The following is a 16,724-nucleotide window of genomic DNA, read 5'->3' on the forward strand; positions in this document are numbered from 1 at the left end:
TTAACCGCCGTTCCTTCTGAGTGGTCGTCATCGCGTCGCCACCGTTCCGTCGGAGCCGAGCAGAAGGGTGTGACGGCCCGCCGTGAGCGAGATCGGAGCGCTGTGCGTGCCCGCCGCGTCGCGCCAGGTCACCATCCCCGTGGCGGAGCCGGTGGGCGCCGCCAGGTGGACCCGCGACGCGGAGGCGCCGGCGTGCCCGTTGGCCGGATAAAGCTGGGTCTTCTGCCGTACGGGCCCGGTGATCTCGACCTGCGCGCCGACCGCGGCCCTGGTGCCTCCGCCGGCGGCCGGCACGACGAGTTCGAGGTCGATTCCGGGAGGCCCCTCGGACCGGTTCAGCAGGAGACGGGAGTTCTCCCACTGGTTGGCGACCACGGCGTCGAGCTTCCCGTCCCCGTTCACGTCGCCCAGGGCGAACCCCCGGCTGACGTCCGGCCGGTCGAGTCCGAGGGCGGGCGCCAGGTCGGCGTAGCGGCCGGTGGGAGTCCTGACCCAGAAGGGGTTGTGCTGGTGGCCGGACAGGTCGTCGCCGGGCCCGAAGTTCGGCCAGGCCCCGGCCAGGTCGAGCAGGTCGTCGTTGCCCATGGCGAGCTCCTGCAACTCGGGCCAGCGGTCCTTCTCGCCCTTGAGGAACCCGGTGGCCTGCAGGATCTCGTCGGTGCCGTCGTTGTCGAAGTCACCGGACTTGACGTCCCAGGCCCAGCCGCTGCGGGAGAGCCCCAGCTCCTCGCTGTCGTCGCGGAAGGCGAGCTCGCCGGGACCGCCGACCGGTACGAAGGCGAAGTTGCTCTCCTGCAGGGCGTACTCGCTGGTTATGTTGCTGACCATCATCATCGGCAGGCCGGTACCGCCCGGATAGGTGAACGTGACCCCCATGCCCTTGAACGAGTCGTGGCCGAGCACCTTGGACTTGGGCATGGTCAGGGTCCGCGTGCCGGGCACGGCCCGCAGGCGCAGGTGGCCGGGCGTGGACTCGTTGGCGAGCAGGAAGTCGGGCCCGAAGTCGTTGGCGACGTAGATCTCGGGCAGCAGGTCTCCGGTGAGGTCCTGCAGGCCGAAGGCGAGGGTCCACGAACGCGCGACGTCGTCGTCGAGGGCCGTGCCGACGTCGGTGAACCGGGGCAGGGTGTCGCGGGCGCCCGTCGGCCTGCCGAGCAGGATCCGGTTGCCGCCGGCGTTGCGCGCCAGGCTCATCGAGTGCTGCATCGCCATGCGGCTGTCGTCGGCCGCCGTCGGGTCGAGCACCCTGGCCCCGTCAGGGAAGTAGTTGCCGACCAGGACGTCGAGGTGCCCGTCGCCGTCGACGTCGGCGATGTTGAGTGCCGTGCTGTTCCACACCTGCATGGGCTCGACGAGCTCTGTGGCGGTGAAGCCCGCGGCGGCCGGGACGCCGGGCCGGGTGTTGAGGAAGACGACCGGTGACCGGCCCCAGTAGTAGACCAGGATGTCGGTGTCGCCGTCCTCGTCGAGGTCGGCGGGGACGCACCCCATCGGCGCCATCGTCGCGTCGTACGGCACACCGCCCGAGGGCCGCAGCTCGACCGGCGGGTACGGCGTGCCGCCCGACCGGGGGGCCGGCCGGAGCGTGACGCTGTCGTCGCGGGGGTCCACCAGGCAGACGTCGCCGGAGTGGCCGAGCCCACGCAGGTCCGTCAGAGCCACAGCCGCGCCGACCGCGGAGATCCAGCCTCTGATGTCCCGGAGGCCGGGGGCCACGACACGCTCGGTGCGGGCCTGGGGCGGGGCCGAGTTCAGGTCGAGGCTCTCAAACGAGTAGCGCCCGGCGAGCCGGGTGGCCTCTCCGGTCGCGATGCTCGGCCGCAGCGTGAGAAACCCCAGCGCGGCGCAGAGGACGATCGCGACCGTGGCCGGCACGCTCCTGCGCAGGATGGTGTGGACCATTCCGTTCTCCGATCGGAGGTTCAAGCGGCTTGCCGGGCGGCGGTGATACCTCTCAGCCGGGCCCGCCATTCCTGGTAGGCGGCGGCGTCGTAGGAGTGGTCGAGGTCCGCGGCGGTGCGGTCGGCCCAGGATGCCGCGGTGTCAAGGTCGACCCCGAGCACGACGCGGCAGGCGAGCTCGGTGTGGGCCGGGACGATGCCCGAGCGGACGCGGGCGGTGGCCCCGAAGACGACCCCCTGGGCGAAGGCCGGCGCCGAGGGGCCGGCCGCGGCCAGCAGCGCCTCCAGCCCGGCCTCCGTGGTGGCCCCGGCGTACGCCGATGCCAGGCCGATTCCGCTCCAGAGCTCGGTGCGAGCCACTCCCGGCTGACGGCCGATGACCTCCGCCACCCCGGCGACGTCGGCGGACTCGGCGAACCAGAGCGCCCGGCCGCAGCCCGCCAGCCGGATCGCCCCCCTGGCGGTGGGCGCCCTGCGGCTGCGTCGGGCCAGCGCCCGCAGGCCGCCGAAGAACACCTCGCCGAACCCCGCGCCGTCAAGGGCCAGCCACCGCAGCAGCGGGGTCCCCGGTAGCCGCAGCGGCGCCGGCAGCCGGGCGGGGGTCAGCCCCCAGCCCGCGCCGACGTGGATGAGGTGGGGGTAGCCCCGCCCCGGCCCGTCGAGCAGCCGGTGGAGCGCGCTGTCTCGCCGCGGGTTGGGCAGGTCACGATAGGCCGCGTACATCGCCGCGCCCTCGTAGGCGAACCCCCGGTTCTCCGCCGGCACCGTGGCGAGCGCCTCGTGGATGTCCGACCAGCGGAAGGCTGCGAGGTTGAATCCGTCAAGAAAGCTCCTGGCGCGTTCCTCCAGAATCGCCCGGGCCGCTGCGTGATCGGTCCGGAAACCGCGCCGTTCGAAGTCCGCCATCCCGTATGGCAATAGTGACCGCATCGCCACAGCCCCTCTCGGAGAACCGATTTTCGGAGAGCCGATTCAGCCGAATGTCCTACCCAGAATGACTATCAGCATCAATAGCGATCGGCAAGACCTTGACTTTGGGTAAGGGGGCGGGATAAGTACATGGGGGCGACAAACCAGCAGTTAACAGGAAATTTACCCCCTGACCAGCGACTCAGGGTAGGGCTCCTCACTTTGAAATCTGTAGCAACCCGCCCGGATGGCCATCGGAGTGGCCATCCGCACGACGGATCACCCCGGGACGATCTCCCGCCGGTCCGGTCCGCCCCCTCGCCGAGTCCGCGACAATCGCTCCGGCCAGAGAACGCAACTCTCTCGGTCTGGGGAACGCCCCTGGTCCGCACCTTGTTGACGGCGACTCCGGCACATCCAGGCGGCCGCTCACCGGCGACGGCCCCGCGGTCACCTCCGACCGGGCCCCGACGTGCCCCGCCCGGAAGTCCCCGGAGGCCTCCGGGGCCGTGCGCACGACCGTCCGGCCGCACGCCGTGGTCGTACCCGCCTCACGGGTTGCGTCCGGTCACGAATCAGCGGCATCCCGAGAGCGTTTCAAAAAGAACCCGACATCCACTCTTCGCTATTTGCCGCTTATTTTTAATATAGCAATTATCAAACATCTCGACACATTCATGCCGGGCGCCATTCAGTCCTCCTCCGGGAATTCCGGCTGTCACGGCGCATTCTTCCCGCCGTTCTCACATAAGTCGCCCCGGCCAGATCACGGGCTTCATGAACACCCTTTTCGACAGGCGAACTTCACTGACGATTTCGGCTCCGCCGTCACCGGCGATCCCACAGAGGGCCCCGAGGTTCCATGCGACGGGCATTCCGGCGCCCGCGCCCAGCGGGTTCCTTACCGCCCCCACCCCTGGCCGCCCCCCACCCCAGGCCGGCCCCGATCCGGGAGATCTTCCCGTCATGCGCCATGAGACCGGACTCGACGTCCACTGGAACGATCCATCTAGGAGAAAGAGGCCGCCTCCCCCCGAGGCCCTACCACATGGAGCCCAGACAACCCCCTTCTCCACCGTTCTCTTTACTTGTAGTCATGAACAATGTCGACTTTGGAAAGCGCCCCGCCGGGCCCTCTGCCATGGCCCCGCAGCGCCGGGATGATTTACCACCAATTTCCAGATTCCCCAACAACCGTGCACAAAGGTAAATAACGGTTGGCTCCTACTTCCGGGGCATACCAACCCCGTTTGCTATATCATGCCCCGGCTTCCCCGCGCGGCGACGGCACCGTCGCGGCTCATCCAGCGAGGAAAGAGCCCCGGGCCGGCTCACCCCCCGACCACCGCCTTCCGGGGTACGGGAGCGCGGCAGGCGACTCGCCGCACGGCACCACCCAGGTTCAGGGTCGAAAGCTCGGCGAGGGAGCGAGGTGCCGCTAGAGCCGCGGGGCCGGGAGGCCGGTGGAGTGAGGGCGGGCTCCCCCTCCCCGGTCACCGGAGCGGCCGCCCAGGTCTGGCGCCGCCGCCGGTGTCACCTTCAGTGACCGACACGCGCGGCTCTCCATCGACTCGGGAGGGCTGGACGACCGGACATGACGGTGGCACCGGGAGTGCGGCGACAGAGGGCGAACCGTCTGGGATCACAATTCGCTCTGAGTTCTCGACAACCCGCACGGCATCCCTTGAGAAGACCCAGCCTTACCGGAAAGGTGACCCATCTCCGCTGATCAGGTCAGGGTTCGGACCATATGAGCGGATCTCCCAACGGGAGATCAACGGTTATTTCGCCGAGTACCGTATGAACATGCACAGCCGATCCGCCAGGATCCACGAGACAGGGTGTGAGACCGTGCCGGAGCACGAACCGAACGTTCCGCGTGTCATGTGGCAGCTGCTGGAGCCCCTGCACGCCGTCACCTACTTCGCCCCGGAGGCTCGGGCGGCGTCCGACGCGGTTGGCATGCGTGGCTTCTGGATGGGGTACTTCGCGGCCCGGGCGGCGCCGCTCGGGCCGGTCGGCCCAGACGTCGTCACGGCCGCCTTCCACGGCTTCCCCCCGGCCAAGGTGTCCAGGGCGCTCCCCGACGCATGGACGTTCGCGACACCCGGCGACGTGCTCCGTGCCCGGCGCGACGGGGCGAGGGCGGCGCTGCGGAACCTGCTCACCGACGAGGTGACCGGCCCGGACGACCTGCGCGCGGCAGCCGACCTCGCCTGGCAGGCCGCCGGCCTCGCCGACACCGCGGGCCGGGTGCTGAGCGCGGCCAACCAGGCGCTGCCCGCGCCGGGCGAGTCGCACCTGCTGCTCTGGCAGGCCGCGACCACGCTGCGCGAGCACCGGGGCGACGGGCACGTGGCCGCGCTCATCACCCACGGCGTCCCCCCGATCCAGGCCCACCTGCTCAAGGTCGCCGCCGGTGAGACCGACATGGCCCTGCTGCGCGCGGCGCGCCCCTGGCCGGACGAGGAGTGGGAGTCCGGTGCCGCCGCCCTGCGCGAGCGCGGGTGGGTCGACGCCTCCGGCGGCCTCACGTCCGAGGGCACGCGGGTGCGCGAGCGGATCGAACGGCTGACCGACGAGGCCGCGGCCGGTCCCTGGCGGGCCCTCGGTGACGAGCGGACCTCCGTCCTCGCCCGGCTGCTCCGCCCGCTGGCCTGCGCCGTCGTGAAGTCGGGCTTCCTGCCGCCGTTGAGCCCGATCGGCCTGCCCCTGCCGTCCGCCACCGGAAACGAGAACGGCCGGGAGCTCTCGCTCCCGGCCTTCCCCTCGCAGATCAACTGAGGGTGACGGGGCGGCGGTGAACCCGCCGCCCCGTCGCGGATCAGCTGAACGGCAGCCGTACGAGAGACTGGTTGCCGACGCCGAGGGAGGTGGTGCCGTTGCCGATGGCGCTCCAGACCTCGACCTTCACCTGGCCTCCGGACAGGTTGCCGAGCGTTCCCGAGGAGGACTGCGGCCCCGCGCCCTGCGTGTAGTGCTCCCAGCCCGTCACCGGGTCGGTGGCGAAGTAGGCGTAGGTCTCCCCCCCTGTCCCAGCTTTGACGGTGCCCGTTTCCACCTTCCGTACCCCCACCCCGCCAAGCCCGGCACCGGCCCCCGACGCCACCTCCGGGCACACCGCACCTCCGCACGCCCCCGGCTCCCACGCCCGTCCAGCCCCTCGCGCACACGCCGCCCCCACCTACGCGGCGCCCCCACCCGTCACGCGCGTACCCGATCGACAAGACCGGCACAACTGGCGAAGCGGCGACAGAACCAAGACTGGACACGCAGAGCGGTGACCAATTTACTATGCGTGACCATTCAGGAATCCCCGGTCCCCCAGGAGAGATCATGCGAAGCAGGAAACTCGTGACCACCGCCCTGAGCGTCGCCGTCGGCATCGCGGGCCTGACCGCGCTGACCGTCACCACCCCGGCCACGGCCTCCGTGCCGGCCGCCGCCGACTTCACCGGATACCAGATCGTCAAGCTTCCGAACGCCAACGTTCCCAACTTCCAGCGCCGGGTGGTGAGGTGTCCCGCCGGAAAGAAGGTCGTCGGCGGCGGCGCCGAGGCACAGGGAAACCAGGCCGTCCTGGTGGGCTCCTTCCCCACCGATGACGGTGGCGGCTGGATCGGCCTCGGACGCCAGCCCGGCTACAACGACGTCGGCATCAGCGTCTACGCGATCTGCGCCAACGTCGGCTGATCATCGCCACACCGCAGGACCACGGGCTCCGGCCCGGGCCGTGAGCGCCCGGATCGGAGCCTCTTCGGCTCTCACGGGACGGGGAGTCGGCCACCCAGTCGTTCGACGGCGACCTGTTCCTCCGGCTGAAAGCGGAGATGAACCTCCCCGCGACGATGACGGCCTTCCGGCGGCTGACCGCGTTCTCCTTCGTCACCCCCGTCCTCGGGGAACAGCGGCCCGCCCTCCACCGGTCGCCGCGTCACGCCGTCACGAACATCACGCCGGAACTCGTATCGCAGGCTCACCAGGTGCTCACGAACTACCATGTAGCGGTGCAGCAACCAGAGGAACGGCTCCCCAAATCTACCTCGCTCGCCCGTGACCAGGGAGAACGCCCACCATACGCGAAGGTGACCCCACGCCCGCCACACGCGAAGGTGACCCGAGGCCACGCCGAGGCCACGTCCCCGGCGGGCCGCCTCGACGGCGCCGAGCGCATCGGGCGGGCGATGACGGCGTTCGCCGCGGGCGACGCGCTGGGCGTCCCCTGGGAGGGCTCGGCCCCGGCGGCGATCGACGCCGACCGCATCGGTGAGATCCCGGCCACCCGGCGGGGCTGGCCGCGCGGCGCGACCTCCGACGACACCGCCCAGATGCTCCTGGTCTGCGAGCTGCTGGCCGACACCGAGGGTGACCCGACCGCCGAAGCCTTCCTGGCCCGGCTCGCCGCCGCGGAGGACGAGATCCGCGGCATCGGCCCGACCACCCGCCGGGCCCTGGAGCACTTCCGTGAGACGGGTGCCCTGCCCGAGCCGATCCCCGGCCAGCGCGCCACCAACGGCGCGGCGATGCGCATGCTCCCGGTCGGCTGGACCACTCCCGCCACCGCCTCCGACCTGCGCCGTCACCTGGTGGAGGCGCTGGCGATCGGCACCCACCGCGCCCCGGAGGCCATCGCCGCGGCCTGCCTTGTCGCCGCGATGGCCGCCAGGGCGATCGAAGGCCTGGGACTCGCCGCGGTCCTGGCCGCCGCCGAGGCCGAGGCCGACTGGGTCGCCGGTCGCTACGGCGAGCCCACCGCCGTCCGCGCCGCCCTCGCCGGCAACTGGACCTCTCCCGCCGAAGGCGTCAGCCTCGACGCGCTGGAGACGACCGCCGCCGTGGTCCACGTGCTGAGCACGACAGCGGATCTGGACTCGGCGCTGCGCCACTCCGTCCTCCTCGGCGGCGACACCGACACCGTCGCCGCGCTGGTCGGCGGAATCCGGGGCGCGATGGCCCCGGAGGAGCTCGACACTCTCACCTGGCTCCCCCTGGTGGACTTCGACCGCCCCACCGACCTGGTCGAACGGCTACACCGGCTGCGCGTCGCCCGATACACCCGATGACCGGGGCCGTCGCCTCCGGAGCGGGCGCGGCGTCGCCAAGGTGCTGCGATAGCGGGCCGGGTGGTCAGTGGAGCATGGCTCGCGCCGATTTGGCCAAGGCGGCGTCGTCCGGCTCCTCGGACGCCCACCCCACATACCCGTCAGGCCTGATCAGGACCGCCCGGGCGGTGGCCCATCCCGGCCGGTCACCGGCCGCCGGAGCGACGGCGTACACGTGGGCGCCACCGACGGCCGCCAGGGTGCCGCCCGACAGGTCCAGCAGCACCGGACGGCCGTCGCGCAGCAGCTCGAACAGCGTCCCATCGGCCAGGTCGAGGTCGGGGGCCCGGGTTCCGGTCAGCGGGTGGGCGTGGTCACCGGCCAGGAAGACCCTGCCCTTGCGGTAGGTCGCCGCCTGCCGGGTGGCGTTGCCGAAGCGGGAGAGCCAGACGGGGTAGCCGGCGATGTGGTCTTGACATGGGTCCTGATGTGCGCGGCGGTGGTGGTCGCGCCGGGGCGCAGGACGATGACGGCGTGCACTCGCTCTCCCCATTGTGCGTCCGGTACGCCGATGACGGCGCAGGAGGCCACCGCGGGATGCTGAGCGATGATGTTTTCGACCTCGGAGGAGTAGACGTTCTCGCCGCCGGTGATAATCATGTCTTTGATCCGGTCGACGATGTAGAGGTAGCCGTGCTCGTCGAGGTAGCCACCGTCGCCGGTGTGCATCCAGCCCTCGCGCACCGCGGCGGCGCTGTCGTCGGGCCTGCCCCAGTAGCCGAGCATCACGTTGGCGCCCCGGACGGTGACCTCGCCGACCGTGCCCGCCGGGGCGGGTTGACCGTCGGAGGTGATGACGCGGACCTCGCAGTGGGGTGTGGCTCGCCCTGCCGAGCGCAGCAGCCCGCCACCCGTCAGGTGTTCCCGCGCGGTGAGCAGTGTGGCCACCGGGGCCAGCTCCGTCATGCCGTAGGCCTGGGTGAAGCCGGCGACGTGGTAGCGCTGCAGGACTCCCCGGATGCTCACGGTGTGGGTGCCGGGTAGCAGCGGGTCGGCGGCTACGTCTTCCAGGACGGCTACGGGCTGAGCGCCGTCCAGTACGGGCTGGTGTTCGCCGTCAACGCCGTGGCCATGCTCACCGCCAGCGCGAGTTTCGGCCTGGCCGCCCGGCGAGCGGCGCTGCCGCTGCTACTGACCGGCTACATCGCCATCGCCACCCTCGGCACGCTGGCGCTGGCAGTCCAGGCCATGCTGGCGCCCACCCTGGCCGGCACCTGGCTCTGCCTGGCCGTCACGATGTTCGGCGTCGGCGGCGTCTTCCCCGCCGTCACCACCATCACGCAGACCATCGGCCACGCCCGCGCCGGGGCGGCCTCCGCGTTGTCCGGCAGTGCCGCCTACCTGTTCGGCGCCCTGGCCGCCCCATTGAGTGGCACTACGGTGCGAGCGATGGCGTTGGTCATGCTGGCCGCACTGGTGCCGGCCGTCCTGGCGCTACTGGTGGCGCGCCCATGCCCGGTCAGCCACATCACAGGTGAGACGCCGCCGTTCCTGCTGTTGCACGGCGACGACGACCGCGTCGTGGCTCCTGCGCAGACCGCACGCCTGCACCAGGCACTGCGCCGCGCCGATGTGGACAGCAGGCGGTATGTGCTGGAGGGTGCCGGTCACGGCGTACTGTCGTCCAAGGCCCGCATCTGGACCAGCACGCAGGTCATGTCGATCATCGTGAACTTCCTCCGTTCCCGGCTGAGATCCACTCAGGGCTCCGGCGACAAGAGCAGCAGATGATCGCCCAGATTCACTACGGCGGGCTGTCGGCACATCTTCGCCGACAAGAAGTCCGGTAAGAACGCCGGTAAGAACGCCGACCGGCCAGAGCCGGTGGCGTGCTGCCGGCTACGGAGTCGTCAGGCGGCGGACCGCCTCCACGACGGTGGCCCGCTGAGCGGCGGCGTCCGCGAACGTGGGCCGGGCCAGGGCGCCGTGCCTGCTCGGCCATGCCTGCACGAGCGCCATGATGAACACCAGCAGCGCCACCGGATCGAGCGCGCTGTCATGAGCCCGCGCGGCCGACAGCGCCGCCAGCTTCTCGGCGATGGAGCGCTCCTCCACCTCGGTGGACGGCGAGCTCTCCAGGGTGCGCCACAGGGCAAGCCGGTGCCGCTCGGGATGGTCGACCAGGTAGTCGAAGAGACGACCGGCATATCCGGGCAGGTCGTCGGTCGTGAGCGGGACCGCCTCGACGAGCCGGCTGAGGGAGTGCTCCAGCACGGTGGCGAACAACCGTTCCTTGTTGCCGAAGTATGCGTAGATCATCCGCTTGTTGACGCCCGCGCGCTCGGCGATTCGATCGATCCGTGCACCGGCCTCGCCGTACGCGGCGAACTCGGCGGTCGCCGCGAGCAGGAGCTTGTCCCGAGTCTTGTCCGCATCGCGTGCCATACACCCCAGCATAAGTAAATAATTGGTTATTGACAAGCAATCAATGCCAAGATAGACAGATAACCATATAGTTACTTCAAGGAGGTCTCGATGGTACCCAAGACATGGTTCATCACCGGAGCATCGCGAGGATTCGGCCACGTGTGGACGCTGGCGGCCCTGGAACGCGGCGACTCGGTGGCCGCGACGGCGCGCGACCTGCGGACGCTCGCCCCGCTCGTCGAGGCATGGGGCGACGCCGTCCTGCCGATCGAGCTCGACGTCACCGACCGCGACGCCGCGTTCGCCGCCGTCGCCACGGCGCACAGCCGGTTCGGCTCGCTCGACGTGGTCGTCAACAACGCCGGATACGGGCTGTTCGGCATGGTCGAGGAGGTCACCGAGGAACAGGCCCGGCGGCAGATCGACACGAACTTACTCGGCCCGCTGTGGGTGACGCAGGCGGCGCTGCCCGTGCTGCGCGAGCAGGGTCACGGGCACATCATCCAGGTGTCGTCGGTCGGCGGTGTGTTCGCACTGCCCGGCCTCGGGCTGTACCACGCGTCGAAGTGGGGCCTGGAAGGCCTGACATCCAGCCTGGCGATGGAGGTCCGGTCGTTCGGGATCAAGGTCACCCTGGTGGAACCGGCCGGATTCGCCACCGACTGGCAGGGATCCTCGGCCGTACGGGCATCGCAGCTGTCGGCATATGAGGAGTTCCGGGGCAACATGCCGATCAGCGCCTCGGCTCGCCGCGGCGATCCCGACGCCACCGGCGCGGCGATCCTGGCGATCGTCGACGCCGAGGAGCCGCCGCTGCGCGTCTTCTTCGGCGACCAGCCGCTGCCGTTGCTGCGCGCGGAGTACGCGCGGCGGATCGCGGAATGGGAGGCGTGGGACGACCTGTCGCGCAAGGCCTTCGCCTGAGGCGCGGCGTGGGCGGCTACGGCCGCCCACACCGTGGCGTACGGAAGGCATGCGGGACGGAGCCCGGATCGCACGAGACCGGGGTGAAGATCGACGATCTGCCCGCTACGACGCGGCCACGCACGACCACACCGCGAGCACCAAAACACGATCACGAGGACGAGGACGAGGACGAGGACGAGGACGAGGACGAGACAGACTGATTCAACGAGGCGACGAACGAAGAAACCCCAGCCGGGCATACCCGGCTGGGGCTTCTTTCAGGTGCGCCGCCAGGGACTCGAACCCCGGACCCGCTGATTAAGAGTCAGCTGCTCTAACCAACTGAGCTAGCGGCGCCAGACCTCGACAAGACTACCGGACTCGGCGCTGTAGTCCGTACATGCACTGACATATGAGCAGCAACGAACAGGTGACGGCTGCGATTTCTCCGGGCGGGATGGGAGGGCGGAATCACGTGGCGACCTGCGGTGCGAGGGGGGCAGGGCGGTGCTCCGCACCGGCCGACTCGGAACGGAGCCCGTTTAGCGCCCCTCGCTCGGGTACCTGATCGGAGCCCGGAGAATCCAACGCAAAGGAGATGTTCAACCATGCAGCCTGAGCTCTGGAACTACCGCGCCGACGTGTACGGCCAGGACAGGACGCTCGATGTCGCCGGGTACCACGTTGAGGCCACCGACGGGAAGATCGGCTCCGTCGACGAGGCGACCTACGAGGTCGGCGAGAGCTACCTCGTCATCGACACGGGTCCGTGGATCTTCGGCAAGAAGGTCCTCCTGCCGGCGAGCACCGTGACACAGATCGACCCGCAGGAAAAGAAGGTCTACGTCGCGCGCACCAAGCACGAGATCAAGGGCGCGCCCGAGTTCGACGAGGCGAACTTCAAGGAGCCCGCCTACCGTGACCGCGTCGGCGAGTACTACGGCCGCTTCCCGTTCGGGAGCGGACCGGGCACCATCTGATCCGGCACGCCGAACAACGAGAGTGCCCCGCCGACCGGCGGGGCACTCTCCGTTTCCGGTACCGCCTTCCGGTACCGGAAAGTCGCGTTCCGGTACCGGAAGGCGGTACCGGAAAGTCGCGCCGCCGACCCCCGGGTGGCGCCTCCGAAGATCGATGACGCTTCACGGCCAGGTCGGGTCGCCCGATGAGTCGAGGGAGTCGGGGATGATGTCGAGGCGTCCCAGGAGGGTAAGGAAGGTGGAGGCGTACGGGGAGTCCCGCACGACGGCGGCGACACGGTTCCAGTCGACCTGCTCGCGCAGGGCACGGACCTGGGGCAGCAACGAACCGTAGTCGCAGGTGTGCTCGGAGAACGGCAGCAGCCACGAGATGACCAGGTCGGTGGCCTCCAGGACCGGCAGGATCACCGCCGAGGTCTTCATCGGCTCGGCCCGCTTCAACAGCTCCGAGGTGATCGGATGGTCGCAGATCGAGAAGATCAGATCCACCAGCCTGCCCTCGTCGAATGCCTTGACCAGCCAGTCCTCCGGCGGCTTGACCGTCTCGAAGCCCAGCTTGCCCAGCGCTTCGAGCGCGAGCGGCACGTCCTCGACGGGGAGGACGAAGTCGACGTCGTGCAGCGAGGGCGCGGCTCCTCGCGCGTACGCCGCGCAGCCTCCGGCGAGCGCGAACCTGATATCCGCCTCCTTCAGCCCGCTGCTCGCCCGCTTCAGCGTTTCCAGGATCGCGTCCGTGACCTCATGACTGTGGCTGCCCATGGCTCACGCGTACCCCATAGCCTCCACGGTAGGCATGCCGGACCTTGACTCGGGTAAACGGGGCGTATGGTTCAAGTCAAGCATATGCAAAGAGAAAATCCCTCCCGTCAGCTTCTCGGCCGTAAACGACCGAGCTTGCAGCTCCTCGCCGTCGATGGGTTCGACGGTTCAGGCCGCGTCGTCGGCAGCGTGACTCACTGCCCAGCACGTCACACCGCGCGAGGCGATGTTGCGGGCCGCGTTGACGTCGGCGTGCTCAGCGAAACCGCACGACGTACAGGCGAAGGTTTCCTGGTTGGGCCGGTTGCGTTTGTCGACGTGCCCGCACGCCGAGCACTCCTGCGAGGTGTAAGCCGGGTCGACGTAGACGACGGCGACACCCGCGCGGGCGGCTTTGTAGGCGACGAACCGGCCGAGCCGGTGAAACGACCACGAATGCAGCGTGACCCGCTGGGGCCTGCGGAGCCGTACCCGCTCACGGATGCCCTGGAGGTCTTCCAGGGCGATGCCGCGTCCGGTGCGTGCAGCCTCGGTCACGATGCTTTTGGAGATGCGGTGGTTAACGTCCCGGGCGAACCGGGACTCCTTACGGCGGCGCCTCTTCAGGAGCCGCTTGGCGGACTTGGTCTGCCTGGCCTGCAGGCGGCGGCGGAGTTCCCGGTTGCGGTGCCGGACCGCGTTCAGGTGCCTGCCGGAGTGTCGTTCGCCGTCGCCGGTGGTGGCGATGTTGGCGATGCCGAGGTCAACGCCGAGGAAGGCGTCGGGTTCGGTGACGTCGGCATCGGGGACGTCGCAGGTGGCGATGAGCAGCCACATGCCGTCTCGGTGGATCAGGTCGGATTCGCCCTTGCGGTAGGCGGCCAGTGCGCGGGCCTGCTCGTCGGAGCAGGCGAACCGGATGCCTTTCATCCGGCCGCCGGTGGTCCAGATGGACACGGTGCGGGCCTCGACCTGCCAGGACAGGCACCGATCGTCGAACGGCTGCGCCGCGTCCGGGCGGAAGGCGATCGGCTTGGCCAGAGGCGTGCGCAGCTCCGCACTCACCTGGGCTTTCACCGTCGTGTACGCGTCGGAGACCTTCTTGATGACGTGCTGGGCGGGCTGGGCCGACAGGCCCATGGCCTTCAGGTCGCCGTAGGAGTGCAGCCGCAGGTCGTAGTTGCGGAACACCTTCGTCGCCCACGCGACACCGGAGACGAGGTTGGCGGCGTCGTTGCACAGGCGCAGCGTGTCTGCCAGCGCCGCCTCCTGGGCGGGCGTGGGGAACAGCCGGACCTGCACAACGAATTTCACGCTGTGAAGTATAGCGTTGACTCGCCAAACGCGCGGCACCGTATGCGATTCCTCCCGGGCGTGAACACCCGGGGTTCCTCGCTAAGTATCGCTGAAGAAACCCGCAAGGAACGCGTCGACCGCGAACTCGGCGAGCTCCTGCAGGGCCTGCGCGTCGCGGTCACCGGCGTGCAGGTGCTTTTTGCCTTCCTGCTGACGCTGCCGTTCGCCGCGGGCTTCAACAAGGTCGATGTCTTGGGGCACTGGCTGTTCTTCATCGCCCTGCTGAGCGCCGCCATCGCGTCCGTCTGCTTCATCACCCCGGCCGCCCAGCATCGCCTGCTGTTCCGGACCGGGCTGAAGGAGAAGATGCTGCACCGCGCCAACGGAGTCGGCATAGCGGGGGCCGCCGGGCTCGCGATCGCGATGACGAGCTCGGTCGCGCTGGTCGCGGAGACGGTCGTCAACGCCTGGCCGGCGGCGGTGTTCGGCGGGGTCGTGGCCCTGTCCAGCGCCTGGTTTTGGTTCATTCAGCCGATAGTTGATCTATACCGAACAAAGGATGATGAAGATGTTAAGTCATGAATCGTGAGGGCAGAGGCCGATTATGGCAACCTTACTTTGGATCATCGCGGTCATTCTCGTCATCTCCGGGATCTACGTGATCCTGGCCCGTCGTGACCTCCTCTGGGGGATCGTCCTCATCGTCCTCGGCTTCCTCGTCGGCCCCGGGGGCGTGAGCATCTTCAATGTCTGACGCGAGCCCCACACTCGCGAAAGCACATGTCCGGTGCGGGCCCATGACCCGCACGCCGTCCAGTGTCGACCCTGAGCCGACACGCCATTCGAAGCGAGCTTCGCGCCCGTAAGGCGCAAGTCGCCCCGAACCCCAAGAAGCCTCGCGGGCCGGATCTCCCCGGCCCGCTTCTTCATGTCCCCCTCCCCCACCACCGGTTCCCCTGCGGCGGCGCGCCCGACGGTGCGGGGGAGGGGCGCGGTCCCCTCTACAGGTCTGCAGGCGGACCCCTCCGGCGGGCCCTTTATCGGAGGCCACACCCCGCTCATGTCACAAGGTGGTGCGACGTGAGCCATGACGCGGGGCCCCTCTACAGGAGGTACACCCCGTACGCCCGGCCCAGCACCGGCAGCGCCACGTTGCGCACCCGGATACCGCCCGGGGTGACGCCCTTCTCCGTACCGGCGTGCGCGTGCCCGTGGATGATCAGGTCTGCGCCCTCGGCGTCGACCGCCTCGGCCAGCAGGTAGCTGCCGAGGAAGGGGTAGATCTCCAGCGGTTCCCCGTCGAGGGTGTCCTTGACCGGCGAGTAGTGGGACAGCACGACCCGGTAGTCGGCCTCCATTTCCTTCAGCGCCACCCGCCAGCGATCGGCGATCCGCTTGGTGTGACCGATGAACGCCTTGATCTCCGGCTCACCGAAGTCGCTGGCGCACTTGCCCGCGTACCCTCCGCCGAAGCCCTTGCCACCGGCCACGCCGAGCCGCATCCCGTCGATCTCGATCACCGTCGCGTCGTCGTGCAGGACCTCGATCCCGGCCCCGCGCAACAGCGCGGCGATCTCGGCGGGCCGGTCGGAGTGGTAGTCGTGGTTGCCGAGCACCGCCACCACCGGGATCGGCAGGTCGTGGAACTCGTCCGCCACCATCTCCCCCTCCTCCATGGTGCCGTGCCGGGTCAGGTCGCCGGCGAGCAGCAGCACGTCGGCCCGATCCTCGATACCGTCGAGCCGCCTGCGGTAATCCCCCCTGAGACTCTCGTCCAGGTGCACGTCCCCGACCGCCGCGATCCGCAGCGCGCTCACAGCTGCTCCTCCCTCACCGGCTCCACCACGCTCACGACATCGATCTCGTTGTGGACGACCAGCCCGGGAGCCGCCTCGCCGGCCACCTTGGCGATCAGGTCGCGGCGGTCGGCGCTGGTGATCTGGCCGCGCAGGTAGAGCTGGTCACCTCGGACATCCACCCGGATGCCGAGTTCCGTGGTTCTCTCGTCCTCGGCGAGCGCGCGCTGCACACGCGCGGCGACGTACTGCGGAGCCTCCATCGTCGAACTCCTTTCCGTCCAAAACAGCTCGCCTTCCCGCGAAACCCAAGGTCAAACACGTTTAAAACCCCTGATGGGGGCAGAGGAGGCCGCTGTGCCCAGGACGCGGGCACGCCTGGCCGGTACCTGACTCACACCGCCGGAGGGTCGTTGTAGTGCCGCTTCTCGTAGACGCGACGGCGGGTGACCGGGTCCTCGACCACGGTGGTGGCCGTCGAGTCCGCCACCGCCCGGCGGGCGATGCTGAGCCGGTAGACGGCGAACAGGAGCCATGCGAGACCGCCGATCATCAGGATGACACCGACGACGTTGATGTCGAATCCGGCGATGTCGAATTCGACGGCCCAGGTGAGAACGGCGCCGAGCATGATAAAAAGGATGCCGCCTGCGATGGTCATGGGATCTCCTCCTTCGAGCCAACGCATCCCCCCTATCCCGCACACGGCTCCCAAACGTCACCCGGCGG

18 protein-coding genes, 1 tRNA gene and 1 pseudogene are annotated in these 16,724 nt (G+C 69.4%); 8 read left to right on the forward strand and 12 right to left on the reverse strand.

Annotated features, from left to right (window positions below; all coding sequences use genetic code 11):
- Nucleotides 1-27 precede the first annotated feature (27 nt).
- Nucleotides 28-1,902, reverse strand: coding sequence for an FG-GAP repeat domain-containing protein (locus tag OG884_RS08140; RefSeq protein WP_326643730.1), 1,875 nt, complete (start codon nucleotides 1,900-1,902; stop codon nucleotides 28-30).
- A gap of 20 nt (nucleotides 1,903-1,922) precedes the next feature.
- Nucleotides 1,923-2,807 carry a DUF1702 family protein gene (locus OG884_RS08145; protein WP_326643732.1) on the reverse strand — a complete coding sequence of 295 codons (885 nt, stop codon included), beginning with the start codon at nucleotides 2,805-2,807 and terminating at the stop codon, nucleotides 1,923-1,925.
- A gap of 1,809 nt (nucleotides 2,808-4,616) precedes the next feature.
- Here OG884_RS08145 and OG884_RS08150 point away from each other — a divergent pair.
- Nucleotides 4,617-5,594 (forward strand): SCO6745 family protein, encoded by a 978-nt coding sequence (locus OG884_RS08150; RefSeq protein ID WP_326643734.1) that lies wholly within the window; start codon nucleotides 4,617-4,619, stop codon nucleotides 5,592-5,594.
- 40 nt (nucleotides 5,595-5,634) lie between these two features.
- Here the strand turns inward: OG884_RS08150 and OG884_RS08155 are convergent, their stop codons facing one another.
- The gene (locus tag OG884_RS08155; RefSeq protein ID WP_326643735.1) at nucleotides 5,635-5,919 is read right to left on the reverse strand and encodes a hypothetical protein; all 285 of its coding nucleotides are present in this window, start codon (nucleotides 5,917-5,919) and stop codon (nucleotides 5,635-5,637) included.
- Nucleotides 5,920-6,146: 227 nt separating this feature from the next.
- Between OG884_RS08155 and OG884_RS08160 the strand changes: the two genes are divergently transcribed.
- Together OG884_RS08160 and OG884_RS08165 are read left to right on the forward strand one after the other, a co-directional pair.
- Complete coding sequence (locus OG884_RS08160; RefSeq protein ID WP_326643737.1) at nucleotides 6,147-6,503, forward strand: hypothetical protein; 357 nt, start codon at nucleotides 6,147-6,149, stop codon at nucleotides 6,501-6,503.
- 137 nt (nucleotides 6,504-6,640) lie between these two features.
- Entirely contained in the window at nucleotides 6,641-7,873 is a 1,233-nt protein-coding gene (locus OG884_RS08165) for an ADP-ribosylglycohydrolase family protein (RefSeq protein WP_326643739.1), read from the forward strand.
- Nucleotides 7,874-7,937: 64 nt separating this feature from the next.
- Here the strand turns inward: OG884_RS08165 and OG884_RS08170 are convergent, their stop codons facing one another.
- Together OG884_RS08170 and OG884_RS08175 are read right to left on the reverse strand one after the other, a co-directional pair.
- Complete coding sequence (locus OG884_RS08170) at nucleotides 7,938-8,405, reverse strand: aromatic-ring hydroxylase C-terminal domain-containing protein (protein WP_326643741.1); 468 nt, start codon at nucleotides 8,403-8,405, stop codon at nucleotides 7,938-7,940.
- Nucleotides 8,327-8,878: pseudogene (locus OG884_RS08175) on the reverse strand (AMP-binding protein); the annotation flags it as partial. The gene OG884_RS08170 and the pseudogene OG884_RS08175, both read right to left, overlap by 79 nt.
- 81 nt (nucleotides 8,879-8,959) lie before the next feature.
- Between OG884_RS08175 and OG884_RS08180 the strand changes: the two are divergent.
- Complete coding sequence (locus OG884_RS08180; RefSeq protein ID WP_326643743.1) at nucleotides 8,960-9,643, forward strand: alpha/beta hydrolase; 684 nt, start codon at nucleotides 8,960-8,962, stop codon at nucleotides 9,641-9,643.
- Nucleotides 9,644-9,751: 108 nt separating this feature from the next.
- Here the strand turns inward: OG884_RS08180 and OG884_RS08185 are convergent, their stop codons facing one another.
- Nucleotides 9,752-10,297 carry a TetR family transcriptional regulator gene (locus OG884_RS08185; protein ID WP_326643745.1) on the reverse strand — a complete coding sequence of 182 codons (546 nt, stop codon included), beginning with the start codon at nucleotides 10,295-10,297 and terminating at the stop codon, nucleotides 9,752-9,754.
- Nucleotides 10,298-10,387: 90 nt separating this feature from the next.
- Here OG884_RS08185 and OG884_RS08190 point away from each other — a divergent pair, with 90 nt between their 5' ends.
- Complete coding sequence (locus OG884_RS08190) at nucleotides 10,388-11,203, forward strand: SDR family NAD(P)-dependent oxidoreductase (protein ID WP_326643746.1); 816 nt, start codon at nucleotides 10,388-10,390, stop codon at nucleotides 11,201-11,203.
- 265 nt (nucleotides 11,204-11,468) lie between these two features.
- Here the strand turns inward: OG884_RS08190 and OG884_RS08195 are convergent.
- Nucleotides 11,469-11,542 (reverse strand) — tRNA-Lys (locus OG884_RS08195).
- Between the two features lie 251 nt (nucleotides 11,543-11,793).
- On the opposite strand from OG884_RS08195, the gene OG884_RS08200 reads away from it, so the two are divergent.
- Nucleotides 11,794-12,165 (forward strand): PRC-barrel domain containing protein, encoded by a 372-nt coding sequence (locus OG884_RS08200; RefSeq protein ID WP_326643748.1) that lies wholly within the window; start codon nucleotides 11,794-11,796, stop codon nucleotides 12,163-12,165.
- Nucleotides 12,166-12,327: 162 nt separating this feature from the next.
- On the opposite strand, the gene OG884_RS08205 is transcribed toward OG884_RS08200, so the two are convergent.
- Together OG884_RS08205 and OG884_RS08210 are read right to left on the reverse strand one after the other, a co-directional pair.
- Complete coding sequence (locus tag OG884_RS08205) at nucleotides 12,328-12,924, reverse strand: hypothetical protein (RefSeq protein ID WP_326643750.1); 597 nt, start codon at nucleotides 12,922-12,924, stop codon at nucleotides 12,328-12,330.
- 168 nt (nucleotides 12,925-13,092) lie between these two features.
- Nucleotides 13,093-14,217 carry an RNA-guided endonuclease InsQ/TnpB family protein gene (locus tag OG884_RS08210; protein ID WP_326643752.1) on the reverse strand — a complete coding sequence of 375 codons (1,125 nt, stop codon included), beginning with the start codon at nucleotides 14,215-14,217 and terminating at the stop codon, nucleotides 13,093-13,095.
- A 60-nt stretch (nucleotides 14,218-14,277) separates the two neighbouring features.
- On the opposite strand from OG884_RS08210, the gene OG884_RS08215 reads away from it, so the two are divergent.
- Together OG884_RS08215 and OG884_RS08220 are read left to right on the forward strand one after the other, a co-directional pair.
- A complete protein-coding gene (locus OG884_RS08215; protein ID WP_326643753.1) occupies nucleotides 14,278-14,781 on the forward strand; it encodes a DUF6328 family protein in 504 nt (167 codons plus the stop codon).
- A 22-nt stretch (nucleotides 14,782-14,803) separates the two neighbouring features.
- Complete coding sequence (locus tag OG884_RS08220; RefSeq protein WP_165959640.1) at nucleotides 14,804-14,953, forward strand: GPGG-motif small membrane protein; 150 nt, start codon at nucleotides 14,804-14,806, stop codon at nucleotides 14,951-14,953.
- 349 nt (nucleotides 14,954-15,302) lie between these two features.
- On the opposite strand, the gene OG884_RS08225 is transcribed toward OG884_RS08220, so the two are convergent.
- The 3 genes from OG884_RS08225 to OG884_RS08235 all read right to left on the reverse strand — a co-directional run bounded on the left by OG884_RS08225 (nucleotide 15,303) and on the right by OG884_RS08235 (nucleotide 16,656).
- The gene (locus OG884_RS08225) at nucleotides 15,303-16,016 is read right to left on the reverse strand and encodes a metallophosphoesterase family protein (RefSeq protein WP_326643757.1); all 714 of its coding nucleotides are present in this window, start codon (nucleotides 16,014-16,016) and stop codon (nucleotides 15,303-15,305) included.
- Nucleotides 16,013-16,258 (reverse strand): BON domain-containing protein, encoded by a 246-nt coding sequence (locus OG884_RS08230; RefSeq protein ID WP_326643759.1) that lies wholly within the window; start codon nucleotides 16,256-16,258, stop codon nucleotides 16,013-16,015. The genes OG884_RS08225 and OG884_RS08230 overlap by 4 nt, the downstream gene beginning before the upstream one ends.
- A 131-nt stretch (nucleotides 16,259-16,389) precedes the next feature.
- Nucleotides 16,390-16,656: a DUF6458 family protein gene (locus OG884_RS08235; protein ID WP_326643761.1), complete on the reverse strand. Its 267-nt coding sequence runs from the start codon at nucleotides 16,654-16,656 to the stop codon at nucleotides 16,390-16,392.
- Nucleotides 16,657-16,724 lie beyond the last annotated feature (68 nt).

This window comes from Streptosporangium sp. NBC_01755 (assembly GCF_035917995.1).
GTDB lineage: Bacteria > Actinomycetota > Actinomycetes > Streptosporangiales > Streptosporangiaceae > Streptosporangium.

Coding starts and splice junctions, on each gene's coding strand:
- OG884_RS08170 (WP_326643741.1), bottom strand. CDS start 8,405: ATGGGGAGAGCGAGTGCACGCCGTCATCGTCCTGCGCCCCGGCGCGAC.
- OG884_RS08230 (WP_326643759.1), bottom strand. CDS start 16,258: ATGGAGGCTCCGCAGTACGTCGCCGCGCGTGTGCAGCGCGCGCTCGCC.
- OG884_RS08165 (WP_326643739.1), top strand. CDS start 6,641: ATGAACCTCCCCGCGACGATGACGGCCTTCCGGCGGCTGACCGCGTTC.
- OG884_RS08205 (WP_326643750.1), bottom strand. CDS start 12,924: ATGGGCAGCCACAGTCATGAGGTCACGGACGCGATCCTGGAAACGCTG.
- OG884_RS08220 (WP_165959640.1), top strand. CDS start 14,804: ATGGCAACCTTACTTTGGATCATCGCGGTCATTCTCGTCATCTCCGGG.
- OG884_RS08235 (WP_326643761.1), bottom strand. CDS start 16,656: ATGACCATCGCAGGCGGCATCCTTTTTATCATGCTCGGCGCCGTTCTC.
- OG884_RS08160 (WP_326643737.1), top strand. CDS start 6,147: ATGCGAAGCAGGAAACTCGTGACCACCGCCCTGAGCGTCGCCGTCGGC.
- OG884_RS08200 (WP_326643748.1), top strand. CDS start 11,794: ATGCAGCCTGAGCTCTGGAACTACCGCGCCGACGTGTACGGCCAGGAC.
- OG884_RS08185 (WP_326643745.1), bottom strand. CDS start 10,297: ATGGCACGCGATGCGGACAAGACTCGGGACAAGCTCCTGCTCGCGGCG.
- OG884_RS08150 (WP_326643734.1), top strand. CDS start 4,617: ATGCACAGCCGATCCGCCAGGATCCACGAGACAGGGTGTGAGACCGTG.
- OG884_RS08145 (WP_326643732.1), bottom strand. CDS start 2,807: ATGGCGGACTTCGAACGGCGCGGTTTCCGGACCGATCACGCAGCGGCC.
- OG884_RS08190 (WP_326643746.1), top strand. CDS start 10,388: ATGGTACCCAAGACATGGTTCATCACCGGAGCATCGCGAGGATTCGGC.
- OG884_RS08140 (WP_326643730.1), bottom strand. CDS start 1,902: ATGGTCCACACCATCCTGCGCAGGAGCGTGCCGGCCACGGTCGCGATC.